Raw genomic sequence first — 15,428 nt, forward strand, 5'->3', positions numbered from 1 at the left:
TGATGCTCCTACATCGCTTGCTTGTTGCCGCCTTGCAGCGTGATGCTGGTCGTGCGGTCGGAGGTGTCGGGCGGCTTCGCCCATCTGCTCAGAAGTTCCTCGCAAAAGCGCTCCAAGCTCTGCCGTCTGCGCATGCTCTCACGACGAAGCTGGGAATAGGCTGCGTCTTCATCCAGGCCCTGCTCGCGCATCATGAGAATTGTCGCGCGGAGCACCGCGCGACGCCCGCGGCGACGTTCCTCGAGGTCGAGCAACCGTGCGTGCGCATCCGCGCGCAGGAGGAACTGGTTGATCCCCATGAACAGCGCCGTGTAGACCGCGCCCCCATGAACCGGCTTGCGCAGGAACGCGGTCGCACCGAGGTTGAGCAGCGCCTTCAGCCGGCCCGGCGCCTCGACACCGACAATCCCGATCACCGGAACCGGCGGCAGCTTCGAGGCAGGATCGACATCGATCGCAATGGCCTCATCGAGATCGCCGTCGACGAACAGAATATCGCGATCCGGCGACAATGGCGCGATATCGATTTGTGCCCGACCATCCGCAATCTCGGGAAACTCGCAAGCCACGCCGAGCTTGGCCAGCGTCGTCTCCAGCGTGCTCTCCCGTCCCGATAGCCGGGAAATCACGAGCGCACGGCTGCCCTTGAAGTTCTGCAGCAGTCGGAAGGTCATGACTTCACCATTCGGAGCAATGGAGGATGCATCGCAGTCGCAAAACGCGGCGAGGACTGAACCAGATAGGGATCCGGCGCGATCGGCTGGCGCGCCTCCAGGAGCAGCTCGAACTGACCATTGGCCAAGGAACGTCCAATGCGCGGCGTGAGCCAGGCGTGGAAGGTCTGTGGATCGATCCTCACTTCGCCTTGCGGCGCAGCCAGACGCCGGTTCGCGACAGCTCCGCGCACGGCGCGGGCTTCGTCATTACCGACCTGCGCCAACGTTGCCGCCAGGAGCTTGACCGCGATGTAGGAGGCTTCCGCATCCGCCGATGCTACCGGCCCGTCCGGGAAACTCTCCAAGTAGGCCTGCATGAACTGCAAATTTTCGGGCGTTCTAAGCGACGAAAAGTAGACGCTCGACGACAAGTGTCCGTCGACGGCGTCGGAACCGATTTCCCCAAGTTCCGGCTCGGACAATGTGCAACTTGCGACCGGAATCTCGTTGGCTTGCTCGATACCGGCGCTGCGGCACGCCGCACGGAAATTGCGGAAGAACGCATAGGCGCTGGTACCGATCAGGTTGTTGAACACGAAGTCCGGGCGCTGATCCAGGATCGAAGCTATCACCTGGTCGAACTCAGTGTCGCCGACCGGGAGGTACCGTTCGGCCACAACCGCCCCGCCCCGCGCGATCAAGGCCTCACGGAAGATCCGGTTGTTCTCCCACGCCCAGATATAGTTGGAGCCGACGCAGAAAGCGCGCTTGCCGACACCGGAGACGAGATAATCGACCAGCGGCAGCACGTGCTGGTTCGGAGCCGCGCCGGTATAGATGACGTTGTCGGAACTCTCGAAGCCTTCATAATGCGACGGGTACCACAGCAGGCCGTCGTGCTTCTCAAAGCAGGGAATGACCTCCTTCCGACTCGAGGAGGTATAACAGCCGACCACTTGCCGTATGCCGGCCTTCAGGAGGTCGAGGCTGAGCTCGCGATATTGCGTGAGATCGCCGGATGGGTTGACGACGACCGGCTCCAGCGCGACGACATGCTGAGACTGATTGATCTCGCGGAACGCCAGCAGTGCCCCATTCAGCATCGATCGTGCGACGACGCTGTAGGGCCCCGTCGTCGAGAACATCACACCGATCCGAAGCTGCTTCCGCGCCATACCTGAACCCGAAACGAAAAAAGCGCCCGCCGGCCGTGAAGCCGAGGGCGCCCTCGCCACCAACCAAACGCACCTCAGCGGGCGCGGTGTTGGAAATGATCTGAACTCATTGCGTTAGCGGGCAACCGTTGCCCAACGCGTGTTGCAACGGTCGTCTAGAACCAGCAATCTGTCAAGACTGTTCTAAGAGCGGCAGCTGCATTAAATCGCACCACCATGCGTCAAAACTATGCATGGTGCTAAGTGCTGAATTTCAGCATGCCGCAGTGCGCTTCCCTCGAAGCTCGACGTCATGATGTTTCATTCTCCGTCGCCCGCTGCAGACGAAATTGTACTATCTTCTTCAGTCATAGCTGAGGCGGTCCCAGCACCGCCGAGGGTGGACTCTCCGGGGCATCTCTCTGCTTTTCGCCAGTTGGATTAGCTGGCGGGAAGATGCTGTCATAGATTGCGCGAGCTTCTCGAATGAGGCGCTCCCGGTCGCGCTCAGACTTTGGCACAAATCGGATCAGTTCGCCCATATGTGCACCAGTTGACTTAAGAGCCTGAATACTAGCTACCGCTCCCGCCACATCTGAAGAGACGAACCAACCGACGCATCCCTCACCACACACTCTCGCCGTAGCCTATGCTTTCGCAAGTTTGAGAGTTTGGGGAAACGACAAGATCAAGGCTGGCGCTCCCTAGCGGGACCATAACGATTCTTCAGGGTTCAACGAGTTTGCCAACTTGTGCTGCGCAGATCGATCATTGACGCACGGTGTGTTTTCGGACGGTTGGCAAACCCATGCTTGCCACAGCAGCTGGCCCGCCCCTCGCCTCGCCTGCATAGGTGCGGAGCGCAACAGCGGCTGTCGCTGATGTCATAGAGCCTTGCAGCGCGAATCACACGCGCGATGTCTTAGAGCTTCAGGGGTTCAGCGCCTGGCTGGGTGATCTGAATATTGGCGAAGCGACACGAGCCGCTGCGGCGTTGGAAGAGAGAGACACCAAGCAGCCACACGTTTACGACGGACTTGGCCGCGCCGCCGATGTGCTCCTTGTAGTCGGCATGAATGTCGCGCTCGTCACTGACCCACTTGCCGAGATCGGCGAGACCGCTGCGGACCGCCATGTGCGACTCCAGCGGCGTCCAGCGCGGGATCGGGCAGCGGAACGCAGTGCCGATCGGAAGGCTCGAGCTCCAGAAGTAGGTGAGGTCCTGGCCATCATCGAATTCCGCGGCGATTGAGAGGTAGTCGTGCGAGGTGAGCTGGTTTTCCGGCAGCCGGGACGGCAGTTCCTCGACGATCCAGCGCCAGCTCAACCTGGTCTGCGGCTTCAGCTCGATGCCGACGGGACGCTGCAGAATGCCGGCGTTCTTCAGCGGCTCGACGGAGATCGCCCCGTTGCCGATGTCATTGAAGATGACCGGGCCGCCGCCCAGCATGAAGAAGTTGTGCCAGCCCGCAGGCAGCTTGCGAGGGGACTGGATCCGCGCCAGCTCGGCGCCGAGGATGCCGTCAACGTCGCCGTGGCTGAGCAGGCTGGTCAGGCCGGCGATTGCGCTGCCGCGCCAAACCAGCGCCACGCCGTAGATGTGCGCGTCCGCCTTGGCGTACTCGTCCTTCGGCACCGCCAGCTCGCCGCCCGCATCCTGGAACTCGACGAGCGAGCGCGCCATTTCGAGCGGACCGTCGGCGGCGGCCGTCATCGTTCCGGTGTTACTCATCGGATTGAACATGGGACGAGTGCCCCGGGTCCGGACATGAAACGCGACCCCAGGCTCGACCCACAGGTCCTGATCACGGGCGAGCCACACCCGGCCGCCAATCAGGAACGTCACCTCCTGCCCCTTGGCGAGGGTGATCCCGAGATCCTTCCACGGCAGCTCACTGCCGACGAGATCAAAGACGTGGGCCTCGCGGAGCTCGGGGGATTTGGCCTTGGCGACGAGCGCCGTCACGCCGTCAACGAGCTCCGTGCGGTCGAGAAAGCCGATCGCCGCCATTGCTCTGCGATCGAGGACGAGGGTCGCGAGCGGCACCGTCAGGCCCAGCGCCACAAGCCGCTTCAGCAGGTAACGCCGATTGAGTCCGTCTGCACCGTGAGAGCAGCCAGCATGGTCAAGCAATCCGCACATCGGGGCCTCCCTGGCTATTCGTTCGCGCCGTTGCAGAGGCCTAGCGCAGCGGGCGCAGCAAGGCTTGAGACCGTTGCCCGATATCGCAGGGCATGGTGCCCTGGGTGACGCAGCGGGTTGGCGTGGGCAGCTGCCCCGACAACCGCAGTCTGATACAGCCCGGATCTGTTCGAGCCTCACGAGGCACGCGGCGAGACCGGGCATTTTGCCCGATCGCGATCTCCACCCTTGCCAACGAGGCGGAGATCGGCGCCAAATCGACGAGTCCAACACGGAGCGTAACCAGAGGATATGGAGCGCAACCATGCACCTCCTGTTGCACCTCATCGGACGGCTCGTTGCCGTGGTCGCCGTCTGCCTTAGCATCGCGGTGGCATGGGTCATGATCGATGCGCACCACGCGATCGATGCCGACGCCGCGGCAACCGCAGAACGGGTCGGCCAGCGCCTGGAGAGCCTTTACTGGCAGAAGCTGCTGTGGCGCGACGGCATGAGCCGGGAGATGCTCCTTCCGATTTCCGACTGGCAGACGCTGACCATTGCGAGCGTCGTTTCGCCGGGGAACTGCGTCACGTTCGATTCGCCCGGCGAGGCGCCGCGGCAATTGTGTAGCCAGATCGAGGCGCTCGGGCCGCCGGCACCGAGGCTGTTTGCCGCCGCGTTCGATCTGCTGTTCGGCCCACCGATACCAGTGAGACGGCCCTTGACCGTGCGCGACTGGAATGCCGGCTTCATCGTTGCCGCAGCGGCGCCCGAGGCCGCGCTTCGGCTGGCATGGCGGCAGGTTTCCGTCGTCACCGGGGTCGCGGCGGCCATGGCCGCAGCCATCGCCGTGTTCGCCGCGATGACGATCGGACACGCGCTGATCCCGGCGCGCGCGATCATCGATGGGCTGCGCCGGCTGCAGCAGGGCGATCTCGGCTGGCGCCTGCCCGGCTTCCGCACCGCCGAATTCAATCTGATCGCGCGCGCGGTCAACGAGCTCTCGGCTGCGCTGGCTCGCACCAATGCGGCCCGCACGGCGCTCACCGCGCGTCTGTTCCAGGTGCAGGAAGAGGAGCGCCGATCGCTGGCGCGGGATCTCCACGACGAGTTCGGGCAATGCTTGACGGCAACGGCGGCGCTGGCGGCGAGCATTGAGGCCGGTGCATCGCCCACGCGCGCCGACCTTGCCGACGATGCGCGCGCCATCGCCCGCATCCAGCGCCAGATGATGGAAAACCTGCGCAGCGCGCTGGTGCGGCTGCGTTCTCAGGACGTCGAGGAAATCGGGCTCGAAGCCAGCCTGCGGCAGCTCGTAGGCGACTACAACATGCGGGCGGCCGCCGGCGCCGTGTTTCGCCTGAACGTGATCGGCGAGCTGGCTGCCTTGCCGAAGCAAGTGGCGATCGACGTCTACCGCATCGCCCAGGAATGCCTGACCAATGCGGTGCGCCACGGCTCGCCGACGGAGGTGGCGTTGAGCGTCGAGTGCGCCACCGCCGGCGCTGGAACGATCGCCCTGACGGTGGAGGACGATGGCGGCGGGGATGCGGTGTGCGTCGATCCGCGTCATGGCCATGGCATCCTCGGCATCCGGGAAAGGGTCGCAGCCCGCGGCGGCAGCATGTCGATCGGCAAGGCCGCCCGCGGCCTTCGCCTGTCGGCGGTCATGCCGCTGATGGGACCCGGGCCTGCGCAAGCCCTCTACGGAGCCGGCCCATGACCCCGGTTCGCATCCTGCTCGTCGACGATCATCCTGTGGTCCGCGAAGGCTATCGCCGGCTGCTCGAACGCCAGGCCGGATTTCAGGTGTGCGCCGAAGCTGAAGACGCGATGCAGGCCTATTGCGCCTATAAGGACCACCGTCCAGACGTTGCGATCATGGACATCGCCCTGCCCGGCGCCAGCGGCCTTGAGGCGGTGCGTCATATATACGGCAGTGGGACGGGGACGCCCGGGTGCTCGCGTTCAGCATGCACGCCGGCCCGGCTTTCGCGCTCAAGGCGTTCGAGGCCGGCGCATCGGGATACGTGACGAAGAGCACCAAGCCGGAAGACCTGCTGAGCGCGGTGAGGACCGTCGCGGGCGGAGGACGGTTCTTGAGCGAGGACATCGCACGCGCCGTCGCGGCCGACCGGCTGGCCGGGCCGCGAAGCGTGGTGGAGCACTTAGGCGCGCGCGAAACAGAAATCCTTCGCCTGCTTGCCTCAGGAATGACGAGCAACGCGATCGCCGACCTGCTCAATCTCAGTCAAAAGACGGTTCGCAATCATCACTACGCCATCAAGAGCAAGATTGGAGCAAACAACGACGCGCATCTCGTCTGGCTCGCCGTCAGCGCGGGCCTCGTCAGCATGGCCGACGCCCGTTTCGATGTCGATCATGTGTAGCGCACGGCACGGCTGGCTGATCCTCCCTGCTAGCGCGGATGAAATCGAGTTGCCGATGTTGCTTGTCTGGCCGAAGGCTTGCGCCGCTGGTCAATGTCGGCGGCGATGTTCCCACGGGTTGCACCCCTGCGAGCTCGGCCGGTTTGGACCGGGTACCACCGCGCTCGTCCATCCGGGTTCGGGGGGCATCGGGCAATTACTCGTGCAGATCAGCAAGCGGCTCGGCACCACCAGATCGTCGACCCCATCACCCCGCTCGATCAGCTTGGTGTCGACGATGGCAGAGAGTTTCGTTTCGGAACCTCATACAATGGAACTTCGGTTGCAGCCGAGATGATTTTCGGTTTCAGCTTCGACATTTTCGCTTTCGCACTCGCGCCACGCGATTTCGGTGCAGTAAACGAATCTGCACGATCTTTGTCGCGAAAGTTTCACATTTTTACCTTGTTTTTCAGCAGCGCTATGCTCACTTCCTGGCAGACGTAACTAATCAGTCCCTGTATTAATACGTGCAAATGAAGGCCGCTGGTCATTTCGACGACTGCCTTCAAGGAAATTAGAAGCCAATGGTGCGAATGGACGAATAACAGGGTGGATCAAGATGGCGTTTGTAGAGTGCTGCCAACGTTGCCAAAGTCACCGTAACAACATCAACCGCTACGAACGATTACTGAAGACCTATCTCACGGACATTGAGCGAAATTTCATAGAATTGCGGCTCTGGGAAGAGCAAGTCGCATTGCGACAGATCAATCAAAAGGCATCGTTGAGTTGATCCGCGGCGGACGCCGAGAACGCCCGACACCGTGGTGTGGGCAGATACCAGACGCGGCTGACGCTCGTGGTATAATCGAGCGTGGCATGCAGGAAGCCTGGAAGCCGGCCTGGATCGTGACGTCCTGTACCTCGCCCTGATGAAACGGTGCGTATCGTCTCCGCCTGGGGTCACGATCCGCCGAGACTCCGTTGCAGTGGAGCCAAGGCCGATCGTGCGCGCGGCTCGGGCGGAATCGACCGCTCAACCACGGCCTCACGGGCGACCTTGGTCCGCAATTCCATGAGGTCCACGAACACGTCGGCCTGGCGACGCAGTTCATCGGCTATCATCGATGACTGGCTCGACGTTGTGGAAACGACCGTCACGCGGACACCGCGGCGCTGGACCGCCTCGACCAGCGCGCGAAAATCACCATCGCCGGAAAAGAGCACCATCTGGTCGATGTGTCGGGCGATTTCCATGGCGTCGACTGCGAGTTCGACATCCATGCTCCCCGTCCGCTTGCGGCGGCCGCTGGAGTCCGTGAACTCCTTGGCAGTCTTGGTGACGACCGTGTAGCCGTTGTAGTCGAGCCAGTCCACCAAGGGACGGACCGAGCAGTGATCCTGATCCTCCGCGATCGTTGTGTAATAAAACGCGCGCAGGAGCATGCCGCGGCTCTGAAACTCCTGTAGCAACCGCTTGTAATCTACGTCGAAGCCAAGCGCCTTGGCTGTGGCGTGGAGATTGGCGCCATCGATGAACAACGCGATCTTGGGAGTATTCATGGATCTCGCTTGGTGCCGGGGAAGGAAATTGGTAACGCAACAGTTTCTTTGTCAGCCGCCCAGGCGGCGCTTAGGCGAGCGCGCGCCTGGTTCGATGGAAGATGCCTTTCGTTCTCAGCAGTCCGACGTCGCCGATACGCGGCGCACCCCATCCGGCGCGCCGTTCGTGCCAGTGTGAGCCACCTCACCGTCGTAAACCTTCGTTTGCTCGCCGGTCCTGTGCCGCGCTCCGCCTGCCGAGATCTGGAAGAGCGGGATGCAGACCGCAAACAGCGAACAGCCCCTCTCCGTATCCTGGCTCTTTTCGCTCGATGACCTCGCCCGACGGCGCCTGCCGACACCGCGGAAGACGGAATGACTGGTGATCGTGTACAGCGCCAGCAGCGGCAGGGCGAAGGCGCCTAACCACGACATCGCAGCAAGACGCGCGGGCGCGGCAGCACCCTGGTCAATGGTGATCGAGAACGGAATCATGTAGGGCCAGAACGAGATCGCGAGAGTCGCGAACCCGACTGCAAAGATCATCATGCCCGCGTATAACGCCAAGTCGTCGCGGCGATAGTGCATCGTCGCCGACAACAGGAACGACGCGACCGGCCCAGTTGCCGGTATGGCCAGGAGGTAGGTGTGATCGAGCCAACGGCTCATCACCCTGTAGTCGCCTACGAAGGTGTACAAGAACAGAAAGGTGAAGAACGCCAGCAGCCCGCCGGCACTATATTCGACGAACTGACGCGCCTGGTCCCGCAGACCTCCTTCGGAGTTATAGAAAATCCAGGCCGCGCCGAGCAAGCTATAACCGAAACATAGACCGATACCGCAGACAGCGGCGAACGGACTGATCCAGCCAAACGTGCCGCCTACGTAGCCACTGCTGGATAAAGGAAGTCCCTCGACGAGGCCGCCAACCATCGCACCTTGCATGAAGGCCGCGACCAGAGAGCCGCAGCAGTAGCTCGCATCACAGATCGAGCGGGCGGCTTCACTCTTGAAACGGCATCCCCAGGCAACGCGACGCACAATCAAGCCGATCAGCATCAGCGATATCGGGAGCTGGAAAGCCGAGATCAACGTCGAAAAGACGATTGGGAACGCGCCCCACAGCACGGCACCTGCAACGATCAACCACGCTTCATTGCCGTCCCAAAGGGGGCCGACGGCATTGAACATTCGCTGCCGCCATCCCTCCTTGGGCGTCAGTCCCATCAGGATTCCAATGCCAAGATCAACACCGTCGAGCAATACGTAGGTCACGATACTGAGCGCAAGCACGGCAATCCAAACCATGATCATCTGCTGCTCTCCTGCAAGCCCGCCCGCCTGCGCCGATCAGGGTTCGGTCCTTGGCTCTAAATTTGGTTGACAGCTACTCACAAACCGGGCCTGAGACGGTTTCCACCGACACTTGTTTGGTCCTGACACGAACGATGCGATCGAGATTTTCGCCATCGGTGCGACACGGTTCTGATTGTTCTTTGATGCGACCTCGGGAATCTACTGAACGAGGGGATCGGTTCGTAAACCTTGGCTTAGTGTGTCGCCCGCTTCGGACCGCCGCCGAAGATCGTCTGACCCCGCTGCCGATCTGCCTCGGACCCGCGCTCACGCTGTCGACCGGGCGGGGCTGTGCCGGCTAGCCGCGGACAATTTGCAACAGGCCCGGAACGCGATGCGCACGACGGAGTGCGAGCTTCGGGCACGCGCACCTCCTCGAGACCCGGTAGAACTACGGGGTCTCAGACGCTCAGGCTCCTTTCAGAGCGTCCGCACATCGGCGATCTCTCGAACTATCTCCGACAGGCGGGACCGTGTTGCTATAGTTCTGCTGCTCTGGGCTTGGATCCGCGAGTGACATCCAGCGTTCCAGGACATACTATGGCGCCTTGGGATCTAATTTCTTGCAGTCGAACCGGTGACGTCGCCGCTTCACATTCTGCTTCTTGAAAGCGATACCGGCGATGCGAAGCTCATCCAGGAGCTTCTCACCCCTCAATTTGCCTTTGAACTTACCCATGCTCGAACGCGGGAAGAATTCGCCGCAGCTCTGGGCGGGACTCGCTTCGACCTGATCCTTGCCGATTACAGTTTGCCGTCGTTCGATGGGCTGTCCGCGCTCGAGCTTGCGCTGGCCCGGTCTCCCGACGTGCCGTTCATCTTCGTCTCTGGCAGCATCGGTGAAGACGCGGCAGTCGAAGCGCTCAAACGGGGGGCAACGGATTATGTTCTGAAGACGCGACTTTCGCGCTTGGTGCCGGCGACCCAGCGCGCCCTGCGTCAGGCGGAGCAGCGCGCCGATCTCGAAGCAGCGCAGCAATCCTTGCGGCGAAGCGAGATTTATCTGGCCCAGGCCGAGCATATTGCACATGTCGGATGGTGGGAGCGCGACTTCGCGACCCGCCGCGTCTCACTTTCGGACGAGACCTGCCGAATCTTCGGCGTGGAACGGGTCGATCTGCCGGGATGGCATGGACGCTGGCTGGAACTGATCCACCCCGAAGACCGCTCGCGAGCAGCGGAGGCCGCAGCAGCGGCGCGCGCACCTGGGGGCCCGCGCTACGACATAGAATATCGGATCATTCGTCCGGACGGCTCGCTCCGCCTGGTGCACAGCCAGGGCGACGTCAGCTGGGACGATTTGGGACGCCCGCTCCGCCAATTTGGCGTGATGCAGGATATTACCGAGCTGAGGCAGGCCAAGCAGGATCTCCGCGCGAGCGAGATGCGCTTCCGCACCTTCGTGGATCACGCAACCGACGCCTTCTTCCTGCTTGACGATCAGTCGCTCGTGATCGATGCGAACCGCCAGGCCTGCGCAGACCTTGGCTATACAAGGCAAGAACTGATCGGGATGCATCGGCGGGACTTCGATGTTGCGCTGGATGAGCCATCCATCGAGAGCCTCAAAGGCCGCGTCGTCGCCGGAGAAGCCGTCACTTTCGAGACGCGGTATCGGCGCAAGGACGGCAGCACCTTCCCGGTGGAGGCGCGCGTCGGCCATTTTGAAGAGAGCGGACATCGGTTTTCCTGCGTGGCGCGCGATATCACGGAGCGCAAGCACGCGGAGCAGGCCTTACGCATTAGCGAAGAACGGTTTCGTACGCTCGTTCAGTTCTCGTTCGATGTCTATTGGGAAAGCGACGCGCAGCATCGGTTCACCCGCCAGGAGTTCGCCGAAAGGCTCACGGACGCCCCTGCCCCCGGCTCCGAGATCGGCAAGACGCGCTGGGAAATTCCTTACGTCGAACCTGACGCGGAGGCTTGGCGCAAGCATCGCGAGACGCTTGATGCTCACCTGCCCTTTCGAGATTTCGTGCTCGCTCGTCCTACACCTGACGGCGGTAAACGCTTCGTGTCCGTGTCCGGGCTGCCGGTGTTCGATGAAGCTGGACGTTTTGTCGGTTACCGCGGTGTCGGGCGTCACATCACGGAGCAAAAAAAAGCGGAGGAAGCTCTCCGACGCAGCCAAGCCTATCTGGCCGAAGCGCAAAGGCTCAGCAACAGCGGCGCTTTCGCCTTCAACAAAGAACGCTCGCTGTATTGGTCGGAACAGCTCTACAGGATCTGGGGATTCGATCCGGAAGACGAAATTCCCAGCCGAGACGCCTGGTGGCAGAGAGTGCATCCGGACGATCGCGACAACGCCCGCCAAGAGCTCCAGAATGCATTGCGCGAAAAGCACGACTTTGCGATGGAGTACCGAATCGTTCTTCCGGATGGCACGCTCAAGCACCTTCGAACGATCGGTCACCCTTCTTATACCGCTGCCGGAGATCTCGTCGAAGTTGTCGGAACCACGCTCGATGTGACCGAGCGAAAACGGGCACAAGCGGAGCATCAGCGACTGCGGGAGTTGGAGGCCGATCTCGCGCACCTCAATCGGCTGAGCATCATGGGAGAGTTGACGGCCTCGCTTGCCCACGAAATCCTGCATCCGATCGCCACCGCACGCAATAACGCTCGTGCAGGAATGCGCTTCCTGGCCATGAACCCGCCCGATCTCCCCGAAGTGATGGACGCACTCGCCTGTGTTGTCCGAGATGCCGACAGGGCCAAAGACATCGTCGCGCGAATTCGTGATCATATCCGAAAGAAGCCCCCTCGAAAGGAGCGCTTTGAGATCAATGACGCCATCACGGAGGTGATCGTGATGGCCCGAAACGTGGTGGACATGAACCATGTGTCTGTCCAGACCAGCTTCAGGGACCCGATGCCCGCCCTTTGGGGTGACCGCGTCCAAGTGCAACAGGTCATCCTCAACCTTCTTCTGAACGCGGCTGAGGCAATGAGTTCAATGGAGGGATCACGCCAGTTGTCAATCAGTACCGACTGGAGCGAGCCGGACGGTCTGTTGGTCGAGGTGCGTGACTCCGGACCAGGGCTTGCTCAGGAACAACTTCAGGACATCTTCAAAGCGTTCTACACCACAAAGCCCAGCGGCATCGGAATGGGATTGTCGATCTGCAGATCGATCGTCGATGCGCATGGCGGCCGACTTTGGGCAGAGGCCAATCACCCTCGTGGCGCCGTGTTCCGGCTGACTTTGCCGGCGGCCGAAGCCGGCTCATGAATAGTCCTCGGACGGCTGCTCGGAATTGAGTGCCGAACGCAAACAGCGTTCTAGCTGATCGTCGTCCACGGGCTTACAGAGGTAGCAGATCACGCCGCTCGCGAGCGCGCGGGTTCTTGCGACTTCATCCGGGTACGCGGTCACCAGAATAGTCGGAATCCTGCAGCCGGTATTGGTCAGATGCGCATGGAGCTCAGCGCCGGTCATGTCAGGCATATTGACATCGGTGACCAGGCAGGCCGTTTTGGCGAGAACGGTTGAGGCCAGGAAGCTCGCAGCCGACGGAAACGCCTCGACGGAGTAGCCCAGCAGCCCGACGAGCTTTCGCATGGATTCGCGAAAGGGCTGGTCATCGTCGACGATCGAGATCAATCCAGGTCTCGGCATTGCAGTTTCCAGCGCATCGCGCGCCGGGCCCCTGCCAGCGCCCTTGCGCGCAACCGGAAGTCTCTGCCGGGCTTTGCCACAAAGCAATGGTGACGCTGCTAAGCCATGGCTTAGCCGAACGAACCTTCGTACCAGGTCAGAATGGGGCTGTTCTTCCCGATGGAATACGACTAGGCTCCTGTTGGCACGCAGAGGTAACACCTTTTCTCCAGATTGGGGTACCGCGAATGCCGGACACAAGCCCCAGTGTCCTGATCATTGACGACGATGCCGAGTTTCGCGACTCGGTCGGCCGATTGTTGCGGACCGTCGGCTTGAATGCTCGTCAATTTTCGTCTGTACCCGATTTTTTCAGCGCTAATCTCGAGCCCGAGGGGCCGACCTGCCTCGTTGTCGACGTGAGAATGCCGGGACCAAGCGGGTTCGATCTTCAGCGAGAACTTGCGGCGGCCCACAGGAATTTTCCCATCGTCTTCATCACTGCGCATGGCGACATCCCGATGACGGTGCGGGCAATGAAGGAAGGCGCCATCGAGTTCCTGACCAAGCCGTTTCGTGATCAGGATCTTCTCGATGCGGTCGCGACCGGCCTCGAGCGCGACCGCGCCCGTCGCGAGAGTGAGAAGGCGCTCCATGAGATCAGGGACCGGTTCGAGAAGCTCAGTGACCGGGAGCGAGAGATCATGATCCAGGCTACGGCCGGCCGTCTCAACAAGCAGATCGCGAATGATATCGGCATCACCGAGTCGACGGTGAAAGTTCACCGAAGCAACCTGATGCGCAAGATGAAGGCCCGTTCGCTTCCGGAATTGAGCCGTATGGCGGATTTACTCAAGATCGGAAATTGATCAGCGACCGCCGTGGGGCCAGACCGTTTCCGCTCTGCATCTGCCCGCCCGATTAAGCCTTCCGCTTATGTTTCTGATCTCCTTCGGCAGTGCACGCGCTTGATCGGCTTTACGCCCTAAACCTTCGCTTACGCCCCTCAACCACCGGCCAGCTGCGCTGCACCCGGGCGCAATCGACTGCTGCGGATAAAGTTGCAAAGTTTGCATCGCGGTTGAACCGAGTGATCTGGGGATGATGGTTCCGGGGATCGTCGGAGGACCGGTTGCGAACGATGAGCGCCCCGTGCTGATTCATCTTTGAGCGGGCACAGCTTTTTTATCAGCACCGAGGCACTGGGCAGAGACGGAATTGACGTGCTCTGCGACGCAGCCGACCAGTGAAAAGCGCGTGACGAAAACGCCCGCAGCTTGACGTCCAAAGGAGAGACAAAATGGACAATACAATGCGAGGCTCCGATCGCCGTGGTGCTATCCAGTCGTGCAGGTTCTGCGGCCGACGATTCGGGCTCGTCCGGTACTATTCCTGCGGGACGGCAATCTGCTCCCAAAAATGCGTCGAGCGCTTCAGGACGCGCTGCGAACATGACCGACATTGGGTGTTCTCGCACACGGGCAGCGTGAGCGTCCCAACGGCTCGCTCGCAGCCCCTCGAACAAACTCCAAGAACGTCGGGGGTTCGGGTTGCTGGAGCGCTACCGCTTTCCCCACACGAACCAAACCTGCGATATCTTCTCCAAACCTGCGCCTGAACATAGTTAGACGAATAATTCCGTCCGATTTTGCCCACGACGGAATCGGTCCTTCCCGGATCCCTTGACGCTATTCAGTCCAGCAAGCGGCGCGCTCTTCGAGTACGAGGCCGCGCAGCGGTTCCTTGGCGTAGCGGGCGTGGAAGCCGCCGGGCGCGCGCATCCAGTTCCCGAGGTCCATGCCGATGAAGCAATCGGGTTCGACGAATTCCTGGCCAAGTCGACCGCCCTCAAGGACGTGACGCAGATAGCCTACGCGTCGGACACCATATCGCGGGTAAAGCAGGCCCGATGTATCGATCACGAAAGCGGTGGACGGCGCCCAGATTTGCTGCAGGTTGTCCCAGACATCGGTCTTGTAGTCGTGGATATGTCCCGAGCAGATCGTCACCTCCCCGGCCGTCGACAACATCTGGCGCAGCCGGTTGCGATGCTCGGGATATAGCGAGCCTTGCGTCGGCTTGTCGTCCGTGGCGCTCGCGAGATAGAGCGGCTTGTGCTGGAAGATCATGAGGCGCCGCCCGTCCCTCGCGCTGGCTGCAGCTCGAATCATCTCGTTCTGCTCGGCTTCGGCGGGCAGACCGCTGCCGAACAGCATCGAGTTCAGCCCCAGAAGGCGCAACGACGTTCCGAACTCCCGCACCCAGAAATCCGCGCCGAAATGGCGGATAAAGGCCTCGCGCCGCTCGGCCGTGATGACACTCTCCCCGCCCCTGACGTCAGGCAGGCTGTTTCCGATGTCGTGGTTGCCTGGGACGAAGAGGACCTCTCGCTTGATCCGGCGGAATTGCTCTGCGGCGAAAGCGAGCTCGTCTTCAAAATCGGAGCCGTCGGTCGTCATGTCGCCGGAGCAGACGATGAGGTCGTATTCCTCCGCGGCCAGAAGGTCGACGAGCAACTCCCAATTGTGATGGAAGAACGGACGACGACGGCTCAGATGGGTATCGGAAATCTGCACGATGCGTGATGCGAGCGGTGACGTCATGACGATGGCCTTCCCTTCGAAG

General features: G+C 61.6%; 10 protein-coding genes and 1 pseudogene. 4 read left to right on the plus strand and 7 right to left on the minus strand.

Features of this window, described 5'->3' with window-relative positions:
* Positions 1-8: 8 nt before the first annotated feature.
* The 3 genes from BRAS3843_RS12830 to BRAS3843_RS12840 all read right to left on the minus strand — a co-directional run bounded on the left by BRAS3843_RS12830 (position 9) and on the right by BRAS3843_RS12840 (position 3,875).
* Complete coding sequence (locus BRAS3843_RS12830) at positions 9-674, minus strand: ANTAR domain-containing protein (RefSeq protein WP_008969322.1); 666 nt, start codon at positions 672-674, stop codon at positions 9-11.
* Positions 671-1,831, minus strand: coding sequence for a transporter substrate-binding domain-containing protein (locus tag BRAS3843_RS12835; protein ID WP_008969323.1), 1,161 nt, complete (start codon positions 1,829-1,831; stop codon positions 671-673). Before BRAS3843_RS12835 ends, BRAS3843_RS12830 begins: the two co-directional genes overlap by 4 nt.
* A gap of 901 nt (positions 1,832-2,732) precedes the next feature.
* A complete protein-coding gene (locus BRAS3843_RS12840) occupies positions 2,733-3,875 on the minus strand; it encodes a DUF3047 domain-containing protein (protein WP_244425272.1) in 1,143 nt (380 codons plus the stop codon).
* A gap of 382 nt (positions 3,876-4,257) precedes the next feature.
* On the opposite strand from BRAS3843_RS12840, the gene BRAS3843_RS12845 reads away from it, so the two are divergent.
* Positions 4,258-5,658 carry a histidine kinase gene (locus BRAS3843_RS12845; protein ID WP_008969326.1) on the plus strand — a complete coding sequence of 467 codons (1,401 nt, stop codon included), beginning with the start codon at positions 4,258-4,260 and terminating at the stop codon, positions 5,656-5,658.
* Positions 5,655-6,325, plus strand: a pseudogene (locus tag BRAS3843_RS12850) (response regulator transcription factor). The gene BRAS3843_RS12845 and the pseudogene BRAS3843_RS12850 overlap by 4 nt, the downstream one beginning before the upstream one ends.
* Before the next feature lie 945 nt (positions 6,326-7,270).
* On the opposite strand, the gene BRAS3843_RS12855 reads toward BRAS3843_RS12850, so the two are convergent.
* Together BRAS3843_RS12855 and BRAS3843_RS12860 are read right to left on the minus strand one after the other, a co-directional pair.
* On the minus strand, positions 7,271-7,870 hold the full coding sequence (locus BRAS3843_RS12855) for an NYN domain-containing protein (protein WP_008969331.1): 600 nt from the start codon (positions 7,868-7,870) through the stop codon (positions 7,271-7,273).
* A 114-nt stretch (positions 7,871-7,984) separates the two neighbouring features.
* On the minus strand, positions 7,985-9,163 hold the full coding sequence (locus tag BRAS3843_RS12860; RefSeq protein WP_008969332.1) for a cytochrome d ubiquinol oxidase subunit II: 1,179 nt from the start codon (positions 9,161-9,163) through the stop codon (positions 7,985-7,987).
* A gap of 619 nt (positions 9,164-9,782) precedes the next feature.
* Between BRAS3843_RS12860 and BRAS3843_RS38870 the strand changes: the two genes are divergently transcribed.
* A complete protein-coding gene (locus BRAS3843_RS38870) occupies positions 9,783-12,437 on the plus strand; it encodes a PAS domain S-box protein (protein ID WP_008969334.1) in 2,655 nt (884 codons plus the stop codon).
* Here BRAS3843_RS38870 and BRAS3843_RS12870 read toward each other — a convergent pair.
* Positions 12,432-12,809, minus strand: coding sequence for a response regulator (locus BRAS3843_RS12870; protein WP_244425274.1), 378 nt, complete (start codon positions 12,807-12,809; stop codon positions 12,432-12,434). The two genes, BRAS3843_RS38870 and BRAS3843_RS12870, sit on opposite strands and share 6 nt — an antisense overlap.
* A gap of 242 nt (positions 12,810-13,051) precedes the next feature.
* Here BRAS3843_RS12870 and BRAS3843_RS12875 point away from each other — a divergent pair, with 242 nt between their 5' ends.
* The gene (locus BRAS3843_RS12875; RefSeq protein ID WP_008969336.1) at positions 13,052-13,672 is read left to right on the plus strand and encodes a response regulator; all 621 of its coding nucleotides are present in this window, start codon (positions 13,052-13,054) and stop codon (positions 13,670-13,672) included.
* A gap of 819 nt (positions 13,673-14,491) precedes the next feature.
* Here BRAS3843_RS12875 and BRAS3843_RS12880 read toward each other — a convergent pair.
* The coding region (locus tag BRAS3843_RS12880) for a metallophosphoesterase (RefSeq protein WP_035981592.1) at positions 14,492-15,428 on the minus strand (937 nt) is incomplete at its 5' end.

Source organism: Bradyrhizobium sp. STM 3843, from assembly GCF_000239815.1.
Lineage (GTDB): Bacteria > Pseudomonadota > Alphaproteobacteria > Rhizobiales > Xanthobacteraceae > Bradyrhizobium.